Origin of the sequence: Thioclava sp. NG1 (genome assembly GCF_003122275.1) — a bacterium.
GTDB classification, from domain to species: Bacteria; Pseudomonadota; Alphaproteobacteria; order Rhodobacterales; family Rhodobacteraceae; genus Thioclava; species Thioclava nitratireducens.
In genome coordinates this window covers 1-23,727 of the sequence record NZ_QFBB01000014.1, presented here as the reverse complement: position 1 = coordinate 23,727, position 23,727 = coordinate 1, and the positions used below count along the sequence as shown (strand labels likewise).

Genomic DNA, 23,727 nt, shown 5'->3' with positions numbered 1-23,727 from the left:
GGAGGAGAACCTAAAATGACGCAGACAAGACGCAATTTCCTGAAAAGCGGGGCCGCACTCATGGGAGGAAGCGCGGTTCTGGGGATGGCTGGCAGTCCGGCCTTCGCGAGCACTACGCTGACAGGCGTGAGCTACCTTCCGCCAAGCTACAAGGCGCTGGCCTACGGCTCGGCGGGTTTCGTCGAGCGGCTCAACAAGAGCGATGCCGTCACGGTCGATTACTACGACAGCGCGAAGCTGCTGAAGGCCGACGAGCAACTCCCCGCCCTGCGTGCGGGCACGATCGACTTCATGTTCCACACCACGAGCTACATCACGCGCTCGGTGCCGATCCTCGGCGTAACTGGTCTGCCCGGCGTGGTGGAAGAGCTTTACGAGAATCCCGACCGGCTGAAGAAAGGCAGTCCGCTGTTCGACCTGATCAACGAGCAGCTGGCGAAGGAAGATCTCTACATGGTCTCGATGATGGGCAACATCCTGCAGCCGGAATACATCTGGTCGAGCGCGGACGCCCCAGTCCGCTCGATTGCCGACGTGAAAGGCAAGAAAGTCCGCGTCGTCAGTTTCGAGGGCACGAAGGTCATCGAAAACTTCGGTGGCGCGGCAGTGCGCATCCCGTCCTCGGAGCTCTATCTCGGGCTGCAGCGCGGCACAGTCGACGCAGCAGTCGCCAACATCTCGACGATCATCGGGCGCTCGCTGCAAGAGCAGCTGCACCAAGTCTACAAGCTGCCGATTACCGGCTTTGGGATCGGTCTCTTCGTCACGCCGAAGCGCTGGGAGGCGATGGATGCCGACGCCAAGGCCGCGTTCGAAGCCGCCGCAGACTGGTTCGACGAGAACGGCGCGAAGGAGGCCAATGACGTCATCTACAAGGATGAATACTGGCCGATGGTAGAAGAGGCAGGGATCGAGGTGATCGAGCCCTCGGAGGAAGATCTTCAGGCTCTGAACAAGGCGGCCGAAGAGGTGCGCGCGGCATGGATCGACGAGGTCGGCAAGGACCTTGGCGAGCGCGCCATCGCGCTTGCGACCGGTCAGGCGAGCTAAAGGGAGGGCGCCGTGAGGACGATTTTCAACCGTATCGTGCGGGGCACGCGGTTCCTCGGCCAGCTGGTTCTGGTCTTCATGGTCCTGACGATCTGCTACGATGCGATGATGCGATACATCTTCGCGGCGCCGACCTCCTGGTCTCTCGAGATCAATACGTTCCTGATCGTCTATGTCGCCGTGCTGGTGGCGGCGGACGTTCAGCGAACGGATAGCCATATCCGGATCACCTTCTTCGTCGAGACTGCGCGCCCCCTGGTGAAACGAGGTTCGCAGGCGATCATCGCGCTGGCGGGAATGGCGTTTGCGGGGATCATGACATGGCGCGGCTTCCTGATGGCCTTTCAGGCGTGGGATTACGGCGAGCGTGTCTCGTCGAGCTTCGGCACGCCGATGGTGATCCCCTACGCGCTGCTTCCGCTCGGCTTCGGGACGCTGACGTTGCAGTTCCTTTTCGACTTGCTCGACGCGACAATCTGGCCGGATAGGGATATCGGCACCGGTCAGCAAGACCTTCAATAGCGCATGACCTAGACGCTGAACTGCTGATGAGAGGCTCAAAAGCTTGGCGCGGGCGAATAGCATGCCGCCCTCCACTGTGGCTCTTATCCCAGCAAAGATCGGCTTTCATAGCAGGGGGCTCGTTTAGCGACTTGGCATGTCACGAACTGCGCATCCATATGCTGTTGAACGAGCACCCGAGGACACAGTGATCGGGGAATGCTCCTGAAGTTCCCGAATACTACCGAGACTATCATGCAGGAATGCTAATCTGGGACAAAGGGTAGCCACCACCGATGGGCCGCGCGCGCTCTTTGGATGCGGCGCGCGCAGCGCAGATCATGCCCTAAGTTTTCAGTCTGGCGCTTCTACCAGAATCTTCACCTGAGATTTTTCCGCGACGAGCGCTTCGAAGCCTTGCTCCACGATCTGATCGATCTTGATCCGCTTGGTCACCAGCTTGTCGGCACTGAAATAGCCCTGCACCATCAGCTCCATCACCGCCGGATAGACATTGCGGTAGGCGATGGTGCCCTGCAGTTGGCGCTCTTTCAGAACGGCGGTATTGGGTTGGAAAGAGGCGTCTCCCTCCCAAATCGAGACGATCAGCGTCTGGCCTTCGTGGCGCGTGCTGTCGATGCATTGCGGCAGAACGCGCGGCACACCCGTCACCTCGAAGGCGACATGAACACCGCCTGTGGCCGCACGAATTTTCTCGACGGGGTTTTCCGCCATCGGGTCGATTGTGCTGGTCGCGCCGAGTTCGAGCGCTTTTTCGCGGCGTTCGACCGAGGGTTCGACGACATGGATCTGGGCCGCGCCCGCGACGCGCAGCGCCTCGACGACCAAAAGCCCGATCGGGCCCGCGCCGAAAACAGCGGCGGTATCACCCGCCCTGATCTTCGACATGCGCACCGCATGCAGCGCGACGGCGGCGGGCTCGACCAACGCACCCTGTTCCATCGACAGCGCGTCGGGCATCTTGTGAACCATTCGGGCAGGCACGACCGAGGTCGAAGCGAAACCGCCATGTCCCCCGGAGAGCCCGACGAAACCGAGGCTGTCACAGAGATTGTATTTGCCCTCAAGGCATGCGGCGCAGGTGCCGCAGGCGAAGATCGGCTCGATCGCGGCTCGGTCGCCGATCTTCAGTCCGGTGACGCCTTCGCCCAACTCCGCCACGGTCCCGCAATATTCGTGACCCATGGTGATCGGCGCCTTGTCATGGCTAAGCGGATGATCCTGCTCGACCGGGACGAAGATCGGGCCCGCCAAATATTCGTGCAGATCGGAACCGCAGATCCCGGTCCATGCGACCTTGATCGCGACCTCTCCGGGACCGGGGGTAGGGGTGTCTATTTCCTCGACGCGAATGTCTTTCACGCCGTGCCAACGTGCAGCTTTCATGGAATGTCTCCGTTCAATGGGGGGAGTTATCCCGGCCCGTGAGGGGCCGGGAGAGGGATGGGGTCAGGAGAGGTGATGGACCTCCTGAAGCCCGTAGACCGGGGTCTCGAGCCCCTCCAGCCGCGCTTTCAATTGCAGTGCGAGATAGAGCGAGTAATGCCGCGATTGGTGCAGGTTGCCGCCCATGAACCACAGATGCTCCTGTTGGGTCGGCTTCCACATATTGCGCTGCTCGCCTTCCCACGGGCCGGGATCCTTGGTCGTGTCAGAGCCAAGCCCCCAGACCTTGCCGACCTTGTCGGCGACCTCTTGGCTGATCAGATCCGCCGCCCAGCCGTTCATCGAGCCGTAGCCTGTTGCAAAGACCACCAGATCGGCGGGCAAGCGCGTGCCGTCGGCGAGCACCACAGCGTCTTCCTCGAAATGGTCGACCTGACCCTTGGCCAGCTTCACCTCGCCATCGATGATCAGTTGGCTCGCGCCCACGTCGATGTAATAGCCCGAGCCGCGGCGCAGGTATTTCATGAACAGCCCCGAGCCGTCATCGCCCCAGTCCAGATCGAACCCGGCCTTTTCCAGCCCTGCATAGAACTCCGCATCGCGTTCGCGCATCTGGTCGTAGAGCGGAATCTGGAACTCATGCATGATCTTGTAGGGCAGGGAGGCGAAGATCATGTCCGCCTTCTCGGTCGTAACGCCGTTTGCGACCGCCTCTTCCGAGTAGAGCGCGCCGAGCCCGATCTCCATCAGCGAGTCCGAGCGCACGATATGGGTGGAGGATCGCTGCACCATGGTGACATCCGCATCGCCTTCCCAGAGCGCCGCGCAAATGTCATGGGCGGAGTTGTTCGAGCCGATCACGACCACTTTCTTGCCCGCCCACGGATCCGGCCCCTCATGCTGCGACGAGTGCTGGATCGTGCCCTTGAAGTCTTCCATGCCTGGGAAATGCGGCATGTTCGGCTTGCCAGACATCCCGGTGGCCAGCACAAGCTGCGTCGGCTCGAGTGTCACCGTCTCGCCGTCGCGATTGACCTCGACCGTCCATTTGCCGGAAGCCTCGTCGTAGCTGGCGCCGGTCACTTCGGACCGCGTCCAGTAATTGATCTCCATCACCTTGGTATACATCTCGAGCCAGTCGCCAACTTTATCTTTGGGCGTGAAGACCGGCCAATTGTCGGGGAACTTGATGTAGGGCAGATGGTCATACCAGATCGGGTCATGAAGGCAGAGCGACTTGTAACGACTCCGCCACTGGTCGCCGGGTCGGTCATGCTTATCCAGCACGATCGCAGGCACACCAAGCTGGCGCAGCCGCGCACCAAGCGCGATGCCCCCTTGGCCGCCGCCGACGATCAGCACATAGGGCTGCGTGCCATAGCCCAGATCCGCCTCTTCCGCCTCGCGGCGCTCCTTCCACGAGGTCCGGTTCTTGCGCGCGCCATGTTCGGCGCCCATCGGACGGCGCGTGCCGCGGTTTTCCTCGAAACCCTTGAGTTCCTGAAGCGCTGTCAGCAGCGTCCAGATACGGCCATCTCGGATGCGCATCAGGCCCCAGCCGCGGCCCGACTTCGTCTCGAAAGTGACCCAGGCGGTGATCACACCGCCCTCCTCGGCGGGGATCTCGCCCGACTGGATCTCGAACTTGCCAGGACGGGTGTGCTCGAGCTGGTTTCTCAGCATGTCGGCCACGCCGTCCGGCCCCTCCACGGTTTTCAGGTTCCAGCTGACCGCCACGAGGTCGCGCCAGTAGCTGTCGGTCGCAAACAGCGCGGCCGCACGGTCGATATCGCCGCTCTCCAGCGCGGCGTTGAGACTGTCCAGCATGTCCTGGGTCTGGGTGTTGATGGTGGTGTCAAGCATCGCGTCTCCTCCTCTGCGCGTGTCTCCAGGAGGAGTATCGGCGCGTGATCGCTGAGCGATCCATGGTCGCGACACGTGCAAGGGGAGGAAAAGCGTCTGCTGCGATGCGGCATGTTGCGCGCGCAACAAGGGCGCAACAGATCACTCGGGCGGGCGCAACCCGGCCTTGCGAATCCGGCGCAGGATGGTCGAGCGGTTGACCCCGAGCCGCCGCGCCGCGCGCGCCATGTTCCAGTCGCAGGCGTCCAGAACCTCTTCGAGATTCGTCTCGGGCTCCCTTGGTTTCTGGGCGGCTTGTTCGATCTTGACGGCTGGGTCGAGCGGCGCAGGGAGATCGGGAAGGTCGATCACCGATCCGACGCAGAGCGCCGCCGCCACGTCGAGAACTTGTTCGAGCTCGCGGATGTTGCCGGGCCAGCGCCGACCCAGCAGTTCGGCGCGCGCCGAGGGCGAGAGCCGGATCGTATCGCCCGCGTGGCGGCGCAAGTGGCGCGATATCAGCCAGTCGAGATCGCGACGCATCCGCAAGGGCGGCACGTTGAGCACGCACCCTGCCAACCGGTGGAACAGCGGGCGCGGCAATGCGATCCGGCCCGGGTCCAGACAGCTCGTCGCCAGCGCGCGCAATTCGGGGCGACGGTCGAGGAGCCCGCCGAGCGCAATCGCCGTTTCTGGTGCGATCTCTTCGATCCGACGCAGCAGGAGCGTCGTTGGCCCCATCGCCTCGGCGCAGTTTTGCATCAGCGTCTGCGGGTCTAGCCCCGCGCATTCGAGGCTGATGAACCCTTGCGCCTTGCTGGTCATGTGGATCGCACGGGCGAGTTTTGTTTTCCCGGTGCCGGTCTCGCCGCCGATCAGCAGGGGCACCGTGCCCGGGGCAAGCCGCTCGGCCTGTCCGATAAGTCGATCCATTTCGGGATCGCCCCCGGTCAGACCAGCAAGTGGCCCGCCGTGGCGCATCCGCTGATGGGCGTGACGGGGTGCTTTAGGAGCGATGGCATGACCAAACAGCGCCCCGCCATCGCGCATCTCGATCACCCGCTCTTCGGTCGGGCGGTCGCGCATCAGGTCGGGCAGGTCATCGACGCTTACGCTCAGCACCTCGTCTATCCGGCGACCGAGGATCGGGGCGCCTTCAGGAAACAATCGCCGCGCGGCGCGGGTATAGCCGAGCACGCGCCCAGCCCCGTCGAGCCGCACCGCCGCTTCGGGATCGACATCGAGAAATTCCGGGCTGGAGGACAGGCGCAACACCCAGTCGCGCGGGCTCTCGGCCATGAGGTTCGCCATCTCGACCCGTCGTGCCGCGGAGGTCACGAGGTTCATCGCGAGGTTCTGGCTGCTCTTCGGCGCAGGCGAGCGCAAAAGCGAGATATCGAGCACCGCCGCGAGTTGCCCGAGACTGTCGAAGATCGGCGCCGCGGTGCAGGACAAAACAGTATGGGCGTTTCCGAAATGATCGTCCTGATGCACGGTCACAGGCTCTTGCGTCACGATGCAAGCTCCGACACCACAGGTTCCGGCTAGGTCCTCAGACCAGTTCGACCCCAGATAGAGCCCCGCGCTGCGCAGATCTTCGGTGAAGAGATCATCGCCGAAGAAATCGACGCAGACCCCTTTGGCATCGGTGAGCAGCAAGACGTAATTCTGCGCTGCTACCTGCCGGAAAAGCGATTGCAACCCGGAGCGCGCCGCGGCGATCATCCATTCCGCTTGTTTGCGGTGATCGCGCAGCTCCGCCTCGGTCACGATATGGGCCGGGTCGGAGCGCGTGGGGTCCATGCCGTAAAGCTCGACACAACGCCGCCACGAGGCCGAGACAAAACTGTCGCGCCCAGTCTGGCTGCCTTCCAGCACCCGTCCGATCTCCTCGACATGCCCTGCATCTCTCATGGCGCGTCGCCTCCCTGGAGGGACGATAGCACAGACTGCGCTTCAGATCGGAACAGAAATTGGTCGTAGAGAAAGGCATCGCTGATGCGGAGCTTTTCGCCTTTGAATACTGGCCCTTTGACAGTGGGGCTTCGGCTGATCGTTCTCAATGCCTTTCGCCGCCCGACGCACTGCGCGAATTCGCGAAACCGGAGTTTCTTGACTGGCGCTGAAAGTCAGGCTCACGGTTGCGCTTGCTCGGTCTGTCGCTTCTTCTTCAAGCTTGGGAAATAAAGATTTTCGTATACGTCTCGCTTCGTCGATCCTGAGAGTCAGGCGAATGGGGTGGGAGCCCCATGCAGGCCGAGTTCGCGTCCCGGGCTAGATCTGGCGAGAAACGGCTGCTGGTCAGCGCGCGCCCTCGCGGCAGCCTAAAGCGGCCAGACGATCAGTAGCAGCGGCAAGCTTACGGCCACGACGATTATCTCGAGCGGCAGTCCAAGCTTCCAGTAGTCACCGAAGCGAAAGCCGCCCGACCCGAGGATGAGCGTATTGTTCTGATGCCCGATCGGTGTGAGGAAAGCACAAGATGCCCCGATCGCCACCGCCATCAGGAAACTGTCGGGGTTCACGTCGAGCGAAGCGGCGATGCCCAGGGCAACTGGGCTCAGCACCGCTGCCGTGGCCGCATTGTTCATCAAGTCGGATAGGAACATCGTGGTGACCAGAATTGCCGCCAGAGCCGCGATGGAGTTCCCGCGCGCGATCGTCTCGACCAGAAAACGCGCCAGAACATCTGCCGCACCAGTGGTCTGCATCGCGCCGGCCACCGGGATAAGCGACGCCAGCAGGACGATGACTGGCCAGTCGATGGCTTTATAGACCTGCCCGGGCGGCACGGTTCGCAGCAGCATCGAGCCCAGAACCCCTAACGTAAAGGCCACGGATGCCGGCAGCAGCCTGAAGGTGGCAATGCCGATAGAGCCAAGCAAGAGCGCGCTGGCGATGATCGCCATTCGCGCGTTGGGAAGATGCAATTCCCGCTCTCCCAGAGGCGCGCAACCGGTCTCGTTCATGAAATCGGCCATGATCTCGGCGGGCCCCTGCATCATCAGCAGATCGCCGGGCTTCAGCTTCAGCGTCCGCAGCCGCGTCCGCGGGGGGCGTCCTTCCCGTGAGACGGCCAGAAGATTGAGGCCGTAGCGCGTCCGCAACCGCAGGTCAGTCGCGGACTGCCCGACGATCGTGGAGCCCGGAAGCACCGCGAATTCGCGCAACACGATATCCTCGTCGCGGTCCGAAGGCTTCGCCGCTGCAGCGGTGTCCTCGGCGGAGTTGTTGCTCTCGGCTTCGTCGTTTTCGGTCTGTGGCGTCGTCTCTCCGGCTTTCCTTTCCGCTCGCGCCGCCCCGCTCTCCTCCTCTTCCAGCGTGATGCCGAAGGCCGACAATACTTCGGCGAGCTCTTGAGCTTCGGCTTCCAGGATCAGAACGTCGTCCGCCTGTATGCGCCGTCCGCCATGTGGCGCGGTCATCCGCACGTCGTTACGGACTAGCCCGATGATCTGCGCGCCGCTTTTTTCAATCCCGCGTTCGAACTTGCGCAGGGTCAGTCCCACGGCCTTACTTTTATCGGGCACCCGAACCTCGGTGAGATAGCTGCCAGTGTCGAAACCTGCCGTGCTCATCGGTTTGCGCGCAGGCACGATGCGCCATCCGAGAAGCGCGATGAACGCCACGCCGACGACGGCGACCGCGACACCTACGGGGGCATAGTCGAACATACCGAACTGCCCCAATCCGGCTTCGGCGCGAAAACCCGAGACGATCAGGTTGGGCGGTGTGCCGACCAGCGTGGTCATGCCGCCGAGGATCGTGCCAAAGGCCAGGGGCATCAGCATCTGCCCGGGTGTCAGGTCCAGCCGTCCGGCGAGCCGGATCGCGACCGGCATGAGAAGCGCCAGCGCTCCGACGTTGTTCATGAAGCCAGAAAGAACAGCCGAAAGGGCTATGAGCGCCGTCATGCTGGTCAGACGCTTTGCCTCGGAAGGTAGAATTGCCCCCGCCAGCCAGTCTACCGCCCCGGTATTTTGTAACCCCTGACTTAGTATCAGAACGCAGGCCACCGTGATCACGGCAGGATGGCCAAATCCCGCAAACGCCGCATCGGCCGGAACCAACCCGGTCAAGACGCAGGCCATCAGCGAGGCCAAGGCAACCAGGTCGTGGCGAAGCCTCCCCCACAAGAACAGCGCGAGGGTTCCGGCCAGAATCGCAAACAAGGTGATTTGTGGCGCTGTCATCATGCGATCCTTGGTCGTGAGGTCCGCTGCTATGATGGCAGGAACCACATGCCTTCGATACGCACCAGATGGAATTTCGCACGCATTTATCTTGCCTTGCCAGCGCGAAGGTCGGAGTTCTTTGCTCTGTTTTTCGCTGATCGCCAGACGACCTGGTCCCCAGCCCCTCCGCTCAGACTAGCCTCTAAAGCCAACTCATGGCACGTGTCAGTTCGCACCGCGGATGCCAGCCAAGATACCGACTTCCGTTTTTCGCGTCAGCTAGATCAAGCCTTTTTCGCACCGCGCGGATGCCTGGCCCGGCTGAAATTGCTGATGGGTTCCTCGGGTGCCATGTTCTTCAGGGTGATCTCGAAAAGATCGCGCGCGACGCTGGGGCAAATTTCGCTCAGAAGCGGGAGATCACCGTCGGAAACAAGCGCTACCTACGCGGCACTCTGTGGAGTGATTTCGCGCGCGGACCGGGTAGCGTTGCGGTGAAATCTTCCAAAACGGATTGGGTGATGAATGGCTATCGCTACATCCGCGGCGCGCGAAGCAACTACCGCAAGGCGCGGCCAGCCGACACGATTGCGCAACACCACGACCATCGCGAATGACTGCGCGCGCAGCTGGCAGCGCCGTTCGATGGCGCGACGGTTGTCGTCACTCATCGTGCCCCGCACCTGGCCGCGGTCCCCCCCAGAAGCTCCGCTCCCTTGGTTCTACGCGAGCGATCTCACCGATCTAATTCGCCAATATCAGCTGGCCGAGTCGTATTTCGGGCATACGCATCACCGGACGGAAATCAATCTCGGGCAAACGCGTGTCGTGAACGTGTCAGCCGGATATCCGTGGTAGAACGTAGGCGGCGCAGTGGATGGCCAAGCCTGTGCGCGCTGCCTACGCCTGTCTCAGTCGAGTGGCGAGAATGCTGCGGGCTGCAGGAAGATGCTTTCCTGATGCACGAGATAGGGGAGGATCTTGGGCACGAAACCTTGCCATTCCGGGTCCGCGCCCAGCTTGGCCCGTTGTGCGCTGCGGTGGCCGTAATCCTCATAGGCCCAGAGGAAAGTGACAGCGTTCAGCACGCCGCTGTCGCTAATCCAGCATCCAGCCAGCTTCGCGTATTGGGTGATGATGTGCAGGCCCTCGGCCTCATAAAGCTTCAGGAACTCGGGCGCTTTCCCGGGCGTGATGCGATAGGTGCGTTGTTCGTAGATCATGTTGGGCTCCGGCATGAATGGCAGAAAATCGCAGGTGCTGGCGCGACCTGACGGGCCGAAGCTACGACCAAATCCTGGGCTTTCGCAACATATAAGTCGTCAAGTGACGAAAACAGACTTTGCCTTCCTGCGGAATGGGCTAATGTAAAAGGCTCAAGTCATTGCGTCCGGCGCCAGAATGAACAACAAGGGGTGCCAAGGGGAAAACGTGCAGACCAAGCCGAAAATGACTGAAGGTTCGTCCAAAACGAACGGCGCCGGAAGCAAGCCCGGTTCGCCGCAGGGGACTGTGCGGATGCCGTTCAACGAGCGCCGTGCTCAGATTCTGGACGTCGCTACTGAATTCTTCGCCGAGAATGGGCTGGCGGGGCAAACGCGTCAGCTGGCGGAGAAATGCGGTATCTCCCAGCGCCTTCTCTATCGCTTCTTTCCGACCAAGGAAGACCTGCTCAAAGAGGTCTATAACCGAGAGATTCTTGGCGCCTTCAAGGCCGTCTGGTTCGTGGAGCTTCAGGATCGATCGCAGCCCGTTTTCAAGCGCCTCGATGCATTCTATCGCGACTATCTTCAGTCCACCTTGACGCGCAAGTGGTTGCGATTGTTCCTTTATGCCTCGCTGGCTGAGGCGAATATGGCGCCTGACTACATCGCAGCGATCGTCATGCAGTTGCTGGAGACGGTGATGCGTGAGGTGGCACATGAGCGCGGCGTGGAGCTGCCGGAAGATCCCGCATTGCTCCGCGAAATGGCGTGGACGCTGCATGGTGCGATCTCTCACTATGCGATTCGGCGTCATATCTATCAAAGCAGCCTGTCACTCACCGAAGATCAGGTGGTTTCGATGCATGTTCGTGTGTTCCTCGCGGGATTCGAGGACATGGTCGAGGTGTGCAGCGGCCGCTGAGCGCTGCAATCAGCTCCATTTTTGTCGCATTTTCGTCTGCGGAGGGCTCCGCAGGTGCTGAAAACTTGTGCGATTTCCGTTGCGGAAAGGAAATCTTCAACTTTTCGTTTGTCGTCAGTTGACGAATAAATAAATCGCCAATAGCGTCATTCCTCACAAACAAGACCAACAGGGACGGCTTGCTTTGGATCGGGCCTTGATCGGGCTCGGCTGAGGCGGCCACGCATAAGGAATCGAATGATGCTCAAGGATAAGACGCGCCGTCTCGGGCGCCGGGATTTCCTCCGTTACTCGGCAGCTGGCGCCGGCGCGCTCATGGCGCCGGGTCTGGTTCGTCCGGCAAAAGCCGAAACGGCCGCGCTGACGATGCATACGTGGTCGGCTGCAGTAGACACCGTGCAGAGCCACCTCAGCGCTTTCACCAAGGAAACCGGGATTCCCGTCAATTACGGCAATTCGCCCTGGGCCCAATACCGCGAGGGCATGGTCGCGAAATTCGTCGGCGGCGCTCCTCTCGACGCCATGTGGGTCTCGGATTCCTGGCTCCCCGAATGGGCCGAAGCCGGCTGGATCGCCCCGGTCGACGAGTTCGACAGCCTGATGAAATACAATGCCGAGGCCGAGGACTTCTGCACCGACTCGATGACCTACGGCGGTCGCCAATATGGCCTGACCTATTACACCGATTACATGGCGTTTCTCTATGACGAGGCGAAGCTCAAGGAAGCTGGGTTCGACGCCCCGCCGTCGAGTTGGGATGAGCTGGTCGAGCAGTCGCTCGTGATGAAAGAGAAGGGCATTGCCGACTACCCGATGATGCTGGCAATGGCGCAGGAAAGCTGGCTGATCGAGTTCATCTCGACGCTGGTCTATTCGCATGGCGGGCGTCTGGTCGACGACAACGGTATGGCCGTGATGCAAGACCCGAAAGAAGGGGCCGTCGAGGCGCTGAGCTGGGTCGTCGATGCGGTCAACAAGCACAAGATCGTCTCGCCCGCCTGTGTGGAGACCGGCGAGCTGGCTGGTCTGAAAGCCTTCGCGGCGGGCAATCATGCTTTCGCGATGGTTGCGAAATACCGTCTGCGGATGCTCAACGACCCCGAACAGTCGCAGATCGCCGGCCACGTGAAGCAGGCGATGATGCCGCAGGGCGCCAACGGCTCTCACGCGACGGTCGGTTGGATGCGTTTCCACGGCATGTCGGCGCAAGCTGCGCAGGACAAGGCCCGCGCCGAGAATGCCGCGAAGCTGATCGAATGGTTCGGCGGCAAGGCGGACGGCGCCTACACGTTCCAGAAGCTCCTGTTCCTCGATATCGGGGCCGGGTTCGGCGTCAAACCGCTGTTCGAGGATCCCGAGATCCGCGCGGCCTACGACTCCTACGGCGATGTCGACATGATTCAGGCTCAGCAGGCGCTTGCGCGCAAGAAGGACACGGTCACCCCGTGGTTCGGCGAGTGGAACGACACCAATGGTTCGGCCTGGCAATCGGCGATCCTCGGCAATGTCGACGCCGCCGGCGCGGTCCAGAAATCCGCCGAGCTCTGGAACGAGTTGAAGGACAGCTACTGAACAAGCGCGGCGGGCCTTTTTGAAAGGCCCGCCGACGAGCGGGCAGGGCAACGGGAGAGCATGACGTGGCGAATGCAATGACACGGGCGACACGCCCGAGATGGCGGGTGGGATACGAGGAGCGCAGCGCGATGCTGTTTCTTGCTCCGGTTATGGCCGTGCTGGGCGCGGTCGCGGTCTTCCCGATCGCCTATTCGCTTTACATCAGCTTCTTCAGCATGAAGCTGACCCGTCCGAACCGGACCCCCTTCGTCGGGCTGAAGAACTATACCGATCTCTTGGGCGACGAAGCTTTCTGGGGTGGGGTCTGGCGCACGGTGAGTTTCTCGCTCGTTTCGGTCACCGCGATTGCCCTCATCGCGCTGCTTGTCTCGCTGCTGCTGAACCAGGAATTCCGCGGTCGCCGTATCCTCTCCACGATCCTGCTGGTGCCGTGGGCGATCCCCTATGTCGCGAATGCGCTGATGTGGAAATGGATCTACGATTCCAGCTATGGCGCGCTGAACGGTCTGCTCTACCAGCTCGATTTCATCGACAAATACATGGTCTGGCTGGGCGATCAGGACAAAACGCTGTTCCTGATCGCCAATGCCTTCGTGTGGAAGGAAGTGCCGCTGGCGACGATCCTTCTGCTGGTCTCGCTCAAGTCGATCCCGTCCGATCTCTATGCGGCGGCGCGCGTCGACGGGGCGACGGTCTGGCAGCGCTTCGTGCATGTCACCCTGCCGGCGATGAAGCCCGGTTTCATGCTGGTGATGATCTACGAAACGATGATGGCGATCCGCCATTTCGACCTGTTCTTCATCCTGACCGAGGGCGGGCCCGGCAGCGCGTCGCATGTGCTCTCCTGGCACATCTATGTCGAGACCTTCCGCAACCTGTCCTTCGGGAGCGGTGCTGCGATGTCCTACCTTCTCGCAATCGCGACTTTCGCACTCTCCTACCTCTTCATCCGAACGCTGGGGCGCAAGATCTGACATGAGCGATATGCCTATCACCCCGCCTGTCGACACGATCGACTACCGCCGCCGCCAGAAAATCGGGCGCATCGTCCAGCGCCTGGTGATCTTTGCCTCCGCGATCGTCGTGGCGGCCTACGTGCTCGCGCCCGTGTCCTGGCTTGTCTCCTCGGCCTTCCAGACCGAGACGGAGATCGTCTCGATCCCGCCGCACTGGATTCCCGAAGAGCCCACCTTGCGCAATTTCGAGGCGATCTTCACCGCCGGAAACGATGAGCCCCTCACCTACGACACGCGCTCGGGCACCGATCCGGCCGCGGGCGATTTCATCCCCTCGACCGCCGAGAACCTTCTGCCGTCGATGGCCAACAGCCTGATCGTCGCGACCTTGGTGGTGATCTTGAACCTGCTCGTTGGTGTTCCCGCCGCCTATGCCATCGCGAAGATCCGGTTCTGGGGGCGCAACGCGTCGGTCTACTTCATCCTGATCACGCGGGTGATCCCCGATATCGCGCTGGTCGTGCCGTTCTTCCTGGTGATCCGGAAGCTCGGGATGCTAGATACGCTTGGATCGCTGGTGATTACCTATCTCGCGATCACGGTGCCCTTCACGGTCTTCATCCTGATCCAGTATTTCGAGGGCCTCCCAGACGAGCTGGACAAGGCCGCGCGGGTCGATGGCTGTTCGCGGTTCCAGGCGCTGATCAAGGTGTTCCTGCCACTTTCGATGCCCTCGCTCGTCGCCGTGGTGCTCTTTACCTTCCTCACCAGCTGGAACGAGTTCCTGCTCGCGCTGTTGTTCACGCAGACCTCTGCGTCGCAAACGCTACCGATCCTGCTGGCCTCGTTCACCTCGGATTTTACGGTGAGCTTCTCCTTCCTCAACGCCGCGGGCGTCCTGGCGGTCGTGCCGCCGGTGATCGTCGCCATCGTCTTCGAACGCTACATCGTTTCCGGTCTGACCGCCGGGGCTGTCAAAGGTTAGAAAGGACAAAGTCTTGGCCCGGATCCGCTTCACCAACGTCAACAAGAAATACGCCAACGGCTTCCATGCCGTGCGCGATCTCAACCTCGATATCGAGGATCGGGAGTTCATCGTCCTGCTCGGCCCTTCGGGCTGTGGCAAATCCACGACCCTCAACATGATTGCAGGGCTCGAGGAAGTCTCGGACGGCGATCTGATTTTCGACGAGCAGGTCGTGAACTACGTGCCCCCGCACAAGCGCGACGTCGCGATGGTGTTCCAGAGCTACGCGCTCTACCCGCACAAGACCGTCTACGACAATATCGGCTTCGGACTGAAGATGCGGAACGCGTCCAAGGAAGAGATCGACGAGCGCGTTCGCGATGCGGCGAAGAAGCTCGAGATTTCGCACCTGCTCGACCGGCGTCCATCGCAGCTTTCGGGCGGCCAGCGCCAGCGTGTGGCACTCGGCCGCGCGATGGTCCGCGACCCGTCGGTCTTCCTGATGGATGAACCGCTCTCGAACCTCGACGCAGCGCTGCGCATCTCAATGCGGGCGGAGATCAAGGAACTTCACCGCGCGATGGAGACGACCTTCGTCTACGTGACCCACGATCAGGCCGAGGCGCTCACGCTCGCGGATCGTATCGTGGTGATGAATGACGGGGTCGTGCAGCAGATCGGCACGCCTGACGACATTTACGAGCGCCCGGCGAACACTTTCGTGGCGTCGTTCCTCGGCAGCCCGCCTATCAACTACTTCGACGGCGTGCTCGAGGCAGGTCCGGATGGCGAGATGGCCTTCGTCCGCGATGGGCTGCGTCTTGTGTTGCCGGTCGATCAGGCGGCGCGCCTGAAAGGGCAGGAGGACCGCGCAGTGCGGCTGGGTATCCGGGCCGAGGATGTCGCGGAAGGCACCGCCGAGCCGCGATACAATGCCCTCAGTGGCACAGTGACTTCGGTGCTTCCGGTTGGCTCGGATCAGTATCTGGGTATGGATTTCGGCGGCGAGGAGCTGTTCTTCCGCGTCGGCAAGGATCTGCGCCATGCGTTCGGCGAGGACATCACCCTCGCGGTCGATCTCAACCGCCTGCATGTCTTCGATCGCGAAACCGGTCAGTCGCTGGTCTGGAACGCAGTTTGAAGCGATGAAACCGGCCCCTTTCACCTACCATCGGCCCGCGAACCTCGCTGAGGCGTTGGCACTATTGCGCGCGCATGGGCCCGCAGCGAAACCGATTGCCGGAGGACAAAGCCTCGGGCCGATGCTGAACATGCGACTGGCGCGTCCGAGCCATCTCGTCGATCTCAACGATCTGATCGAGCTGGACCGCGTCCGGGTGAAGGAGAACATGCTGGAGATCGGTGCGCTGACGCGCCATCACCGACTTGCCAATGCGCCGGAAGTGCAGCGGAGCCTGCCGCTTCTCGGTGCCGCTGCCGCCTCGATCGGGCATTACGCGATCCGCCAGCGCGGCACTATCGGCGGCAGCCTCGCCCATGCGGACCCCGCCGCCCAGTTGCCGCTGATCGCGGTGACGCTGGGGGCGACGCTGGTGATTTCGGGAACCGCAGGCGCGCGCGAAGTTCCCGCGTCCGATTTCCTGCAATCGATCATGACGGTCGATCTGCGCGATGGCGAACTGATTACCGCGCTGCGCTTTCCGCTCCCCGTCGGCGATCTGTGGGCCTTCGAGGCTTTCTCCCGACGTCACGGCGATTTCGCGTTGGTCAGCGTCGCGCTCAGTTTCGCGCGCGACGCGGAGGGGAAGATCATTGCTTTGCGGCTCGGGCTTGGGGGCGTCGATACCGTTCCGCTGCGCCTGCCCGAGATCGAGGCGCGCGCTCAGGGCAGGCCTGCCGACGAGAACACCATCCGTGACCTCGCAGCCGCGAGTGCCGCGGCGATTGCGCCCGAAGACAGCGAGCAGGTGCCCGCGGTCTATCGCCGGGAGCTTGCCGAAACGCTCGTCATTCGCGCGTTCCAGTCCGCGTTGAACCGGGAGAAGGGTGCATGACCGCTCCGACACACAACCCCCTGACGCTTTCGCTGAGCGTGAATGGCGAGACCCACGAAGTTCGGGTGCCTGCGCGCAAGCTCCTGTCGGATGTGCTGCGCGAGGATCTTGCTCTGACCGGCACCCATGTTGGCTGCGAGCACGGCGTCTGCGGTGCCTGCACGATCCTGATCGACGGGCGCCCCGCCCGTGCCTGCCTGACTTTCGCCGCCCAGATGGAGGGCCACGAGGTCACGACGGTCGAGGCCATGGGGCGGCCCGATGCCCTCTCGGCGCTTCAACAGGCGCTGCACGAGGAACACGGGCTGCAATGCGGTTTCTGCACGCCCGGCATCGTGGTGACCTTCGAGCATTATCTGCGCGAGAACCCGGACCCGACCGCAGAGGAGGTGCGCGACGTCCTGTCAGGCAATCTGTGCCGCTGCACGGGCTATCAGAATATTGTCGCCGCCGTGCTGAAGGCTGCGGCCCGGATGCGTGGAGAGGCGGCATGAGCGGTGATTTCACAGAGATCGGTCGCGCCCTGCCGCGCAAGGAGGATCGACGCCTTGTCACGGGCCGCGGGCGCTATCTCGACGATCTCGCCTTTCCCGGCGCGCTCCATGTGAGCTTCGTGCGTTCGCCCCACGCTCATGCGCGCATTCTGGGGATCGACAGCGCAGAAGCCTCTGAGATGCCCGGGGTCGTAGGTGTCTTCACCGGGCGCGATCTCGATCAGATGACGACGCGGCTGCGTCTCGCGCCGCCGATCGAAGGGTTGCAGTCAACCGAAATGACGACGCTGCCGATCGACAAGGTCCGTTTCCACGGCGATCCGGTGGTCTGCGTGGTCGCGACGGATCGCTACCTCGCCGAGGATGCGGCCGAGTGCGTTACTGTCGACTATGAACAGCTTCCGGCCGTAACCTCGATCGCGGAAGCCCTCGCTCCCGATGCGGCGCTGGTCGATGACAGCCTTTCGAGCAATCTGGTCTCGCATCAAAGCCTGAATGTCGGCGATCCTGCCGCGCGCCGGGCCGAGGCGCATCGCGTGGTCGAGGCCCGTTTCGCGCTTCATCGCCACACCCATGTTCCGCTGGAGACGCGCGGCTGCGTCGCCGATTGGGATGAAGGGCGCGCGCATCTGAACATGCATATCGGCAATCAGGTTCCGCACCCGTTGCGCAGCCAGCTTGCTGCGCGGCTGGGCCTGTCGGAAAGCCAGGTCACGGTCATTAGCCCCGATGTGGGCGGCGCGTTCGGTCAGAAGATCGCGCTCTATCGCGAGGAACTCACGGTCGCGGCTCTGTCTCGTCACCTGCGACGCCCGGTTCGGTGGCGCGAGGACCGGATGGAGAACCTGATGGCCGCCGCGCATGCGCGGGAATACGAGTGCCGCACCCGCGCTTCGGTCAGCGAAACCGGACGGATCCTCGGTCTCGAGCTCGAGATCGACGAGGATTTCGGCGGCTACTGCTTCTACCCGGCCAATTACATGGCCCGCGTCATCGCGCTTATCATGACCGGGCCTTACCGGATTCAGGACTACGCCTATGACGTCCGCGTCGCACTGACGAACAAATGCGGTGCTGGCCCGATGCGCGCGCCGATGGCGATCACAAGCTGGGTGATGGAGGGCACGATCGATGCCATCGCCCGCGAGCTGGGCCTCGACCCGGTCGAGCTGCGCCGCATCAACGCGCTCGGCCCGGAGGATTTGCCCTACAAGATGCCCACGGGCGAAATCCTCGAGGATGTCAGCCCGCGGGAAACGCTCGAGATCGCCGTGGAAGCGATCGATGTCGCCGCGTTCCGCGAACGGCAAGAGAAGGCGCTCGCCGAGGGGCGGTTTCTTGGGCTCGGGCTTTGCACGGTAATCGAAAGCACAACTTACGGATCGGAATTCTACAAAGCCGCCGGCATCCCCGGATCGGGCCATGAATCGGCATGGGTGCGGATCGAGCCGAGCGGGGCGGTCAACGCTTCCGTCGGGCTGATGGGCACGGGGCAGGGTTACGAGAGCCCGCTTTCGCAGGCGGTTGCCGAAGGGCTCGGCGTGCGCTCGGAAGATGTCACGGTCCATATGGGCAATACCGATATCGCGCCCTACGGCATGGGTAGCCGCGGCGGGCGCGGCGCGACCGCCGGGGGCGGGACGCTCTATCTCTGTGCGCTCAAGGCGCGCGAACGGGTGCTCGCGATTGCGGCCTCGATGCTCGATCTCAACGGTGCTGGTGGGCTGCGCATGCGGGCGGGCCAGATCGAACGGATGATTGGCGACGACTGGCAGGAGACGGGGCTTGCGTTGCCGGATATCGCGCGACGCGCCTATCTCGACCCGCTGGCGCTGCCCGAGGGGATCGCGCCGGGGCTCGACTTCTCGCACAGTTACGACCCGCCCGCGATGACCTATTCCAATTCGACCCACGCCTGCGAGGTCGAGGTCGATCCGCAGACCGGGGCGATTTCGATCGACCGCTATCTCGTCGCGGAGGACGCCGGCACCGTCCTCAACCCGATCGTCGTGCGCGGCCAGCAGCAAGGGGCGATCGCGATGGGGCTGAGCGGCGCGTTGCTGGAACAGGTCGTTTATGACGGCACGGGGCAGAACCTCTCTGCGACGCTCGCCGATTACCTCGTGGCCTCCCCGAACGAACTGCCGGAGTTCGAAATCCTGCACCACCATACGCCGAACCACCGCACGCCCGCCGGGATCAAGGGCATGGCCGAAGGCGGCGTGATGGGTGCGATCGGCGTGATCGCCAATGCCGTGAGCGACGCGCTCGCGCCGTGCGGCGTGACGATCGAGCGTCTTCCGCTGACCCCCCAGTCCATTCGCGCGCTCCTGCGGGAGGCCGCGCCCAGCTCAATGAAAAGGACCCAGCCGTGAAAGAAGAGAAACTCAGCGTCGGCTTCATCGGACTCGGAATCATGGGCCAGCACATGGCGGGGCATATCCTCGCCGCGGGGCATCCGCTCAACATCTACAACCGCACCCGCGCCAAGGGCGATGCCCTCGTCGCGAAGGGGGCGACATGGTGCGACAGCCCCGGCGCCGTTGCCGAGGCCAGCGACATCACGATCACCATCGTGGGCTACCCAGCCGATGTCGAACAGGTCTACCTCGGTGAGGGTGGGATCATCGCCAAGGCGCGCCCGGGCTCGGTGCTGATCGATATGACCACCTCGAGCCCGGCCCTGGCCGCGAAGATCGCGCAGGCGGCTCTCGCGCGCGGCCTCTCTGCGCTCGATGCACCGGTCTCCGGCGGCGATGTCGGCGCGAAAGCGGGCAAGCTCGCGATCATGCTGGGCGGCGACCAGCGGGCGTTCGAGCGGGTTCTGCCGGTGCTGGAGTTGATGGGCGGAAATATCGCGCTGATGGGCAAGGCGGGGGCTGGCCAGCACACCAAGATGGCCAACCAGATCGCCATCGCCTCGACCATGCTCGCGGTCGCGGAAAGCATCAGCTATGCGCGCGCCGCCGGTCTGGAGCCGATGCAGGTTCTCAAGGTCATCGGAACCGGGGCGGCGTCGAGCTTCTTGCTCAACGGGCTCGGACCGAAGATGGTCGATGAGGATTTCGCACCGGGTTTCTTCGTCCATCATTTCGTCAAGGACATGTCGATCGCGCTGAGCGAAGCCGAAAGACTGGGCCTCGATCTGCCGGGCCTGTCGCTGGCGCGCAGCCTCTATGGGAAGCTGGTGGATGACGGTTTCGGCGAAGAGGGCACGCAGGCGCTCTACCGTGCCTATAACGCGATTCATGCGGAGGCCGGGTGATGCGGTTCGAAGGCGATCACCTGATCCCGGCCGATCCCGAAACCGTCTGGCGTGGGCTCAACGATCCCGAGGTGCTGCGCCGCGCGATCCCGGGCTGCGAGGCGATGGAGCAGACGGGTGAGTCCGAATTCACCGCTACGGTCGTGGCGCGGGTCGGCCCGGTCTCGGCCAGTTTTCGCGGCAAGGTGGAGCTGAGCGATCTCGTCCCCCCCGTCTCATACCGGATCACCGGGCGCGGGCAGGGTGGCCCTGCGGGCTTCGCCAAGGGCGGCGCGGAAATCAAGCTCGCGCCCGAAGGCGAGGGCACGCGTTTGTCCTATGTCGCCGATGTCGAGGTTGGCGGCAAACTGGCCGCGGTCGGCGGGCGATTGATCCAGGGCGTCGCGCGCAAGAATGCCGAGGATTTCTTCAATGCCTTCTCGCGGGTCGTGACCGGCGAGGCGGAGGATGTAAGTTCGGATAGCGCAGGCGCCGCCCCGACGGGTGCGGTGGCTACTGCGGCGGTGGGGCATATTCCGCTGATCGACCGCGTGGCTTGGCTTCTGGTCGGTCTTGGCCTCGGGTTTGGGATCTGCTGGCTCTTTGGTTGAAAGGACGCGCGATGAACATCACCCCGGCGATCAAGGCGATGGAAGACCAGTTGGTCGAATGGCGGCACGCGCTGCATCGCCGCCCCGAACTGGCCTTCGAAGAACACGAGACCGCTGCCTTCATCGCAGCTGAGTTGCGCAGGTTCGGGCTCGAGGTCCACGAGGGGCTCGCCGGGACCGGGGTGATCGGCGTTCTGCGTAATGGCGAAGGGCCGACGGTCGGCCTGCGCGCCGATATAGATGCGCTGCCGATTTCCGAACTGACCGGAGCGGAATATGCCTCCGAGATCCCCGGCAAGATGCATGCCTGTGGCCATGACGGTCACACCACGATGCTGCTCGGGGCGGCGCAGGTGATGGCGGTCGATCCGCCGGGTCCGGGCACGGTGGTGTTCATCTTCCAGCCCGCCGAGGAAAACGAAGGCGGTGCGCGGGTGATGATCGAGGATGGGTTGCTCGATCAGTTCCCGCTCGACAGCACCTTTGCGCTGCATAACTGGCCGGGGCTGGAGGCAGGCAAGATCGCGATGCGCGCGGGCCCCGTCATGGCCGCGTTCGACACGTTCGAACTGAAGGTGATGGGCAAGGGGTCGCATGGCGCGATGCCGCATGAGGGGATCGACCCGATCACGCTGGCCGCGCAGTTGCAGATGGCGTGGCAGACGATTGTGAGCCGCGCGGTGGATCCGACCGACGCGACGGTGATTTCCGTGACGCAAATACATGCGGGCCACACGCTCAATGTGATCCCCGACGAAGTGATCTTGCGCGGCACCGTGCGCACCCTGCGCCCCGCGACGCGTGATTTCGTGCAGGTCGAGATGACGCGCCGCGCCGAGATGATCGCCGAGGCGTTTCACGCCAAGGCCGAGTTGACCGATCAGCGCCGCTACCCTGCCACGATCAACGACGCGGGGGCCGCCGAAACGGCGCGCCGCGCGGCCGAGGCCATCGTGGGCCGCGATGCGGTGCAGGTCGATTACGCACCCAGCATGGCGAGCGAGGATTTCGCGTTCCTTCTGGAGAAGGTGCCCGGCGCCTATGGCTGGATCGGCAACGGCTCGGCGGAAGGCGGTCGCAATCTGCACAGCCCGCATTACGATTTCAACGATGCGATCCTGCCGCTCGGCGTGCAGTTCTTCGTCGAGGTCGCGCATCGCGCGCTGGCCGGGTCGAACGACTGAGGGTCCTGCCGTGACGCATCCCGCCGCGCAAGATCCCTGGTTCGAACTGGCGCGATCCGATGTGCCGGGAGCGATCGCGGTTATCTCCGGCATCGAAGGCCCGGCCTATCGCAATCTCGGCACAGCGATGGCGATCTTGCCGGACGGTCGGCGCTTCGGGGCGCTCAGCTCCGGCTGTATCGAAGAAGATGTGGTCGATCATGCGCTCGCGGTGCTGGCCGACGGGAAGGTGCGCAAGCTGCGCTATGGCGCGGGCTCGCCCTTTTTCGATCTGAGACTGCCCTGCGGCGGCGCGCTCGAGGTCACAGTGATCCCCGCGCCGGACTGCGCCTTGTTGACCGAGTTGGCAGACCGGCGCGCGCGGCGCGAGGAGACGGCCTTAGGGTTGAGCGCGTCGGGTGGCTTGCGTTTCGCGCCCAAGGACGAGGCTCGCGACGAGACGGTTGATCTGCGTATCGCTTTCCTCCCGGAGCCTCGCTTCGTGATCTTTGGGGCTGGCGCCGAGGCGGTCTTCTTCGCCGATCTGGTGCGCGCCACCGGCGCGCCGCATCTTCTTTTGACGCCCGAAGACGACACGTTTGCCAATGCTGAAGGCGCAGGTTGCTTGGTCCGAAAGTTGGACCGAAGCGCGATCCCTCTAGATGTTGTCATCGACGCCCATACCGCCGTGATCCTTCTGTTTCACGATCACGATTGGGAACTGGATATACTTCAAGAGGCGCTCGCAACTCCCGCGTTCTATATCGGAGCGCAGGGAAGCATGCGCGCGCAAAATCGCCGACAGAAAGGCTTGCAGGCCCGTGGTGTCGAGGCGGCGTCCCGCGCGCGGGTTCGCGGGCCGATCGGGGTGATCCAATCCGCGCGCGACCCAAGGCTGTTGGCCGTTTCGGTGCTGGCCGAAGTGTTTGCAGAAGTGCAGCGCGGCCTATGAAATTCGAGGGTGCCGGCCCGAACAAGTTCCTGCGAACCTTATCTGAGCCCAAAAATGCTCTGAGCGACAAAAGCTCGACCGATGCCTTGAGCGGCGCTTTTCTTTCGGCAGGCGTCACAGCAGAGGCCACCATCGATGTCTTTGGTGGTCGAGCCTTCGTGGCTGCCCGGCTCTCGCCCGCAGTTAGGCCTTCCGACTTTTCAAGAAGCGCCGGACGTAGAAGCCGAGGCCTACCAGGATCGCAACCAGCACCACACCGTTGAGGGCGTGCATCGTGTTGCGCAGGGCCGGGCTTTTGCCCCACTCTTCGCCGAGCTTGAGGCCGACATAGGCAAGGACGAGGCACCAGGGCCACGAGCCCATGAATGTGTAGATCTGGAACTTCCAGAACGGCATTCGTGCGATGCCGGCCGGGAGGGAGATGAAGGTTCGCACCAGCGGCAAGAGCCTCGAGATAAAGACTGCGGCGCTGCCGAAACGGGAGAACCAGCGATCGGCCTGGTCCAGCTCCGATGGGCTGAGCAAGATGTATCGCCGCTTTCATGGAGCCGATTTTTCTTGATCAGATCCACTTTCCTGCTTCATCGTGGCCGGTTTCACGACAGGATCAGTCCCGCCGCCAGAGCCTTCCACTCCACAAGCTGACAC

Annotated in this window: 21 protein-coding genes; 15 read left to right on the top strand and 6 right to left on the bottom strand. The window is 63.0% G+C overall.

The window, feature by feature from the left end; all coding sequences use genetic code 11:
* Positions 1-15 precede the first annotated feature (15 nt).
* Positions 16-1,050, top strand: coding sequence for a TRAP transporter substrate-binding protein (locus DEM26_RS18955; RefSeq protein WP_109173145.1), 1,035 nt, complete (start codon positions 16-18; stop codon positions 1,048-1,050).
* 12 nt (positions 1,051-1,062) lie between these two features.
* Entirely contained in the window at positions 1,063-1,572 is a 510-nt protein-coding gene (locus DEM26_RS18950) for a TRAP transporter small permease (RefSeq protein ID WP_199224707.1), read from the top strand.
* 333 nt (positions 1,573-1,905) lie between these two features.
* On the opposite strand, the gene DEM26_RS18945 is transcribed toward DEM26_RS18950, so the two are convergent.
* The 4 genes from DEM26_RS18945 to DEM26_RS18930 all read right to left on the bottom strand — a co-directional run bounded on the left by DEM26_RS18945 (position 1,906) and on the right by DEM26_RS18930 (position 9,041).
* Complete coding sequence (locus DEM26_RS18945; RefSeq protein ID WP_109173144.1) at positions 1,906-2,958, bottom strand: 2,3-butanediol dehydrogenase; 1,053 nt, start codon at positions 2,956-2,958, stop codon at positions 1,906-1,908.
* Positions 2,959-3,021: 63 nt separating this feature from the next.
* Positions 3,022-4,821, bottom strand: coding sequence for an NAD(P)/FAD-dependent oxidoreductase (locus DEM26_RS18940; protein ID WP_109173143.1), 1,800 nt, complete (start codon positions 4,819-4,821; stop codon positions 3,022-3,024).
* Positions 4,822-4,962: 141 nt separating this feature from the next.
* A complete protein-coding gene (locus DEM26_RS18935; protein ID WP_109173142.1) occupies positions 4,963-6,714 on the bottom strand; it encodes a sigma-54-dependent Fis family transcriptional regulator in 1,752 nt (583 codons plus the stop codon).
* Between the two features lie 410 nt (positions 6,715-7,124).
* A complete protein-coding gene (locus DEM26_RS18930) occupies positions 7,125-9,041 on the bottom strand; it encodes an SLC13 family permease (RefSeq protein ID WP_233243214.1) in 1,917 nt (638 codons plus the stop codon).
* Between the two features lie 242 nt (positions 9,042-9,283).
* Between DEM26_RS18930 and DEM26_RS18925 the strand changes: the two genes are divergently transcribed.
* Entirely contained in the window at positions 9,284-9,592 is a 309-nt protein-coding gene (locus DEM26_RS18925; RefSeq protein ID WP_109173141.1) for a hypothetical protein, read from the top strand.
* Positions 9,593-9,886: 294 nt separating this feature from the next.
* Here DEM26_RS18925 and DEM26_RS18920 read toward each other — a convergent pair whose 3' ends face one another.
* Positions 9,887-10,198 (bottom strand): NIPSNAP family protein, encoded by a 312-nt coding sequence (locus DEM26_RS18920; RefSeq protein WP_075777132.1) that lies wholly within the window; start codon positions 10,196-10,198, stop codon positions 9,887-9,889.
* Between the two features lie 178 nt (positions 10,199-10,376).
* Here DEM26_RS18920 and DEM26_RS18915 point away from each other — a divergent pair, with 178 nt between their 5' ends.
* The 12 genes from DEM26_RS18915 (at position 10,377) to DEM26_RS18860 (ending at position 23,079) form a co-directional block, all read left to right on the top strand.
* Positions 10,377-11,102: a TetR/AcrR family transcriptional regulator gene (locus DEM26_RS18915; RefSeq protein WP_199224706.1), complete on the top strand. Its 726-nt coding sequence runs from the start codon at positions 10,377-10,379 to the stop codon at positions 11,100-11,102.
* 237 nt (positions 11,103-11,339) lie between these two features.
* Positions 11,340-12,674 (top strand): extracellular solute-binding protein, encoded by a 1,335-nt coding sequence (locus tag DEM26_RS18910; RefSeq protein ID WP_233243212.1) that lies wholly within the window; start codon positions 11,340-11,342, stop codon positions 12,672-12,674.
* Between the two features lie 131 nt (positions 12,675-12,805).
* Positions 12,806-13,651 (top strand): carbohydrate ABC transporter permease, encoded by an 846-nt coding sequence (locus DEM26_RS18905; protein WP_199224705.1) that lies wholly within the window; start codon positions 12,806-12,808, stop codon positions 13,649-13,651.
* Between the two features lies 1 nt (position 13,652).
* The gene (locus DEM26_RS18900) at positions 13,653-14,618 is read left to right on the top strand and encodes a carbohydrate ABC transporter permease (protein WP_199224704.1); all 966 of its coding nucleotides are present in this window, start codon (positions 13,653-13,655) and stop codon (positions 14,616-14,618) included.
* Positions 14,619-14,631: 13 nt separating this feature from the next.
* Positions 14,632-15,741, top strand: a complete 1,110-nt coding sequence (locus DEM26_RS18895) for an ABC transporter ATP-binding protein (RefSeq protein WP_109173138.1) — start codon at positions 14,632-14,634, stop codon at positions 15,739-15,741.
* A gap of 4 nt (positions 15,742-15,745) precedes the next feature.
* The gene (locus DEM26_RS18890) at positions 15,746-16,615 is read left to right on the top strand and encodes an FAD binding domain-containing protein (RefSeq protein ID WP_109173137.1); all 870 of its coding nucleotides are present in this window, start codon (positions 15,746-15,748) and stop codon (positions 16,613-16,615) included.
* Positions 16,612-17,109, top strand: coding sequence for a (2Fe-2S)-binding protein (locus DEM26_RS18885; protein ID WP_088722091.1), 498 nt, complete (start codon positions 16,612-16,614; stop codon positions 17,107-17,109). Before DEM26_RS18890 ends, DEM26_RS18885 begins: the two co-directional genes overlap by 4 nt.
* Positions 17,106-19,484 (top strand): xanthine dehydrogenase family protein molybdopterin-binding subunit, encoded by a 2,379-nt coding sequence (locus DEM26_RS18880; RefSeq protein ID WP_109173136.1) that lies wholly within the window; start codon positions 17,106-17,108, stop codon positions 19,482-19,484. The genes DEM26_RS18885 and DEM26_RS18880 overlap by 4 nt, the downstream gene beginning before the upstream one ends.
* Positions 19,481-20,374, top strand: a complete 894-nt coding sequence (locus tag DEM26_RS18875) for an NAD(P)-dependent oxidoreductase (protein WP_233243211.1) — start codon at positions 19,481-19,483, stop codon at positions 20,372-20,374. The genes DEM26_RS18880 and DEM26_RS18875 overlap by 4 nt, the downstream gene beginning before the upstream one ends.
* Positions 20,374-20,964: an SRPBCC family protein gene (locus tag DEM26_RS18870; protein ID WP_109173135.1), complete on the top strand. Its 591-nt coding sequence runs from the start codon at positions 20,374-20,376 to the stop codon at positions 20,962-20,964. Before DEM26_RS18875 ends, DEM26_RS18870 begins: the two co-directional genes overlap by 1 nt.
* Positions 20,965-20,975: 11 nt before the next feature.
* Positions 20,976-22,148, top strand: coding sequence for a M20 aminoacylase family protein (locus tag DEM26_RS18865; protein ID WP_109173134.1), 1,173 nt, complete (start codon positions 20,976-20,978; stop codon positions 22,146-22,148).
* Between the two features lie 10 nt (positions 22,149-22,158).
* On the top strand, positions 22,159-23,079 hold the full coding sequence (locus DEM26_RS18860; RefSeq protein ID WP_158275167.1) for an XdhC family protein: 921 nt from the start codon (positions 22,159-22,161) through the stop codon (positions 23,077-23,079).
* 183 nt (positions 23,080-23,262) lie between these two features.
* Here the strand turns inward: DEM26_RS18860 and DEM26_RS18855 are convergent, their stop codons facing one another.
* Positions 23,263-23,604: a DedA family protein gene (locus tag DEM26_RS18855; protein WP_158275166.1), complete on the bottom strand. Its 342-nt coding sequence runs from the start codon at positions 23,602-23,604 to the stop codon at positions 23,263-23,265.
* Positions 23,605-23,727: the final 123 nt, after the last annotated feature.

What these genes read in the sequence shown, in the direction of transcription:
- DEM26_RS18920 (WP_075777132.1), bottom strand. Translation starts at nt 10,198, where the DNA reads ATGATCTACGAACAACGCACCTATCGCATCACGCCCGGGAAAGCGCCC.
- DEM26_RS18900 (WP_199224704.1), top strand. Translation starts at nt 13,653, where the DNA reads ATGAGCGATATGCCTATCACCCCGCCTGTCGACACGATCGACTACCGC.
- DEM26_RS18865 (WP_109173134.1), top strand. Translation starts at nt 20,976, where the DNA reads ATGAACATCACCCCGGCGATCAAGGCGATGGAAGACCAGTTGGTCGAA.
- DEM26_RS18935 (WP_109173142.1), bottom strand. Translation starts at nt 6,714, where the DNA reads ATGAGAGATGCAGGGCATGTCGAGGAGATCGGACGGGTGCTGGAAGGC.
- DEM26_RS18940 (WP_109173143.1), bottom strand. Translation starts at nt 4,821, where the DNA reads ATGCTTGACACCACCATCAACACCCAGACCCAGGACATGCTGGACAGT.
- DEM26_RS18885 (WP_088722091.1), top strand. Translation starts at nt 16,612, where the DNA reads ATGACCGCTCCGACACACAACCCCCTGACGCTTTCGCTGAGCGTGAAT.
- DEM26_RS18945 (WP_109173144.1), bottom strand. Translation starts at nt 2,958, where the DNA reads ATGAAAGCTGCACGTTGGCACGGCGTGAAAGACATTCGCGTCGAGGAA.
- DEM26_RS18915 (WP_199224706.1), top strand. Translation starts at nt 10,377, where the DNA reads ATGAACAACAAGGGGTGCCAAGGGGAAAACGTGCAGACCAAGCCGAAA.
- DEM26_RS18955 (WP_109173145.1), top strand. Translation starts at nt 16, where the DNA reads ATGACGCAGACAAGACGCAATTTCCTGAAAAGCGGGGCCGCACTCATG.
- DEM26_RS18910 (WP_233243212.1), top strand. Translation starts at nt 11,340, where the DNA reads ATGATGCTCAAGGATAAGACGCGCCGTCTCGGGCGCCGGGATTTCCTC.
- DEM26_RS18905 (WP_199224705.1), top strand. Translation starts at nt 12,806, where the DNA reads ATGCTGTTTCTTGCTCCGGTTATGGCCGTGCTGGGCGCGGTCGCGGTC.
- DEM26_RS18870 (WP_109173135.1), top strand. Translation starts at nt 20,374, where the DNA reads ATGCGGTTCGAAGGCGATCACCTGATCCCGGCCGATCCCGAAACCGTC.
- DEM26_RS18880 (WP_109173136.1), top strand. Translation starts at nt 17,106, where the DNA reads ATGAGCGGTGATTTCACAGAGATCGGTCGCGCCCTGCCGCGCAAGGAG.
- DEM26_RS18890 (WP_109173137.1), top strand. Translation starts at nt 15,746, where the DNA reads ATGAAACCGGCCCCTTTCACCTACCATCGGCCCGCGAACCTCGCTGAG.
- DEM26_RS18925 (WP_109173141.1), top strand. Translation starts at nt 9,284, where the DNA reads ATGCCTGGCCCGGCTGAAATTGCTGATGGGTTCCTCGGGTGCCATGTT.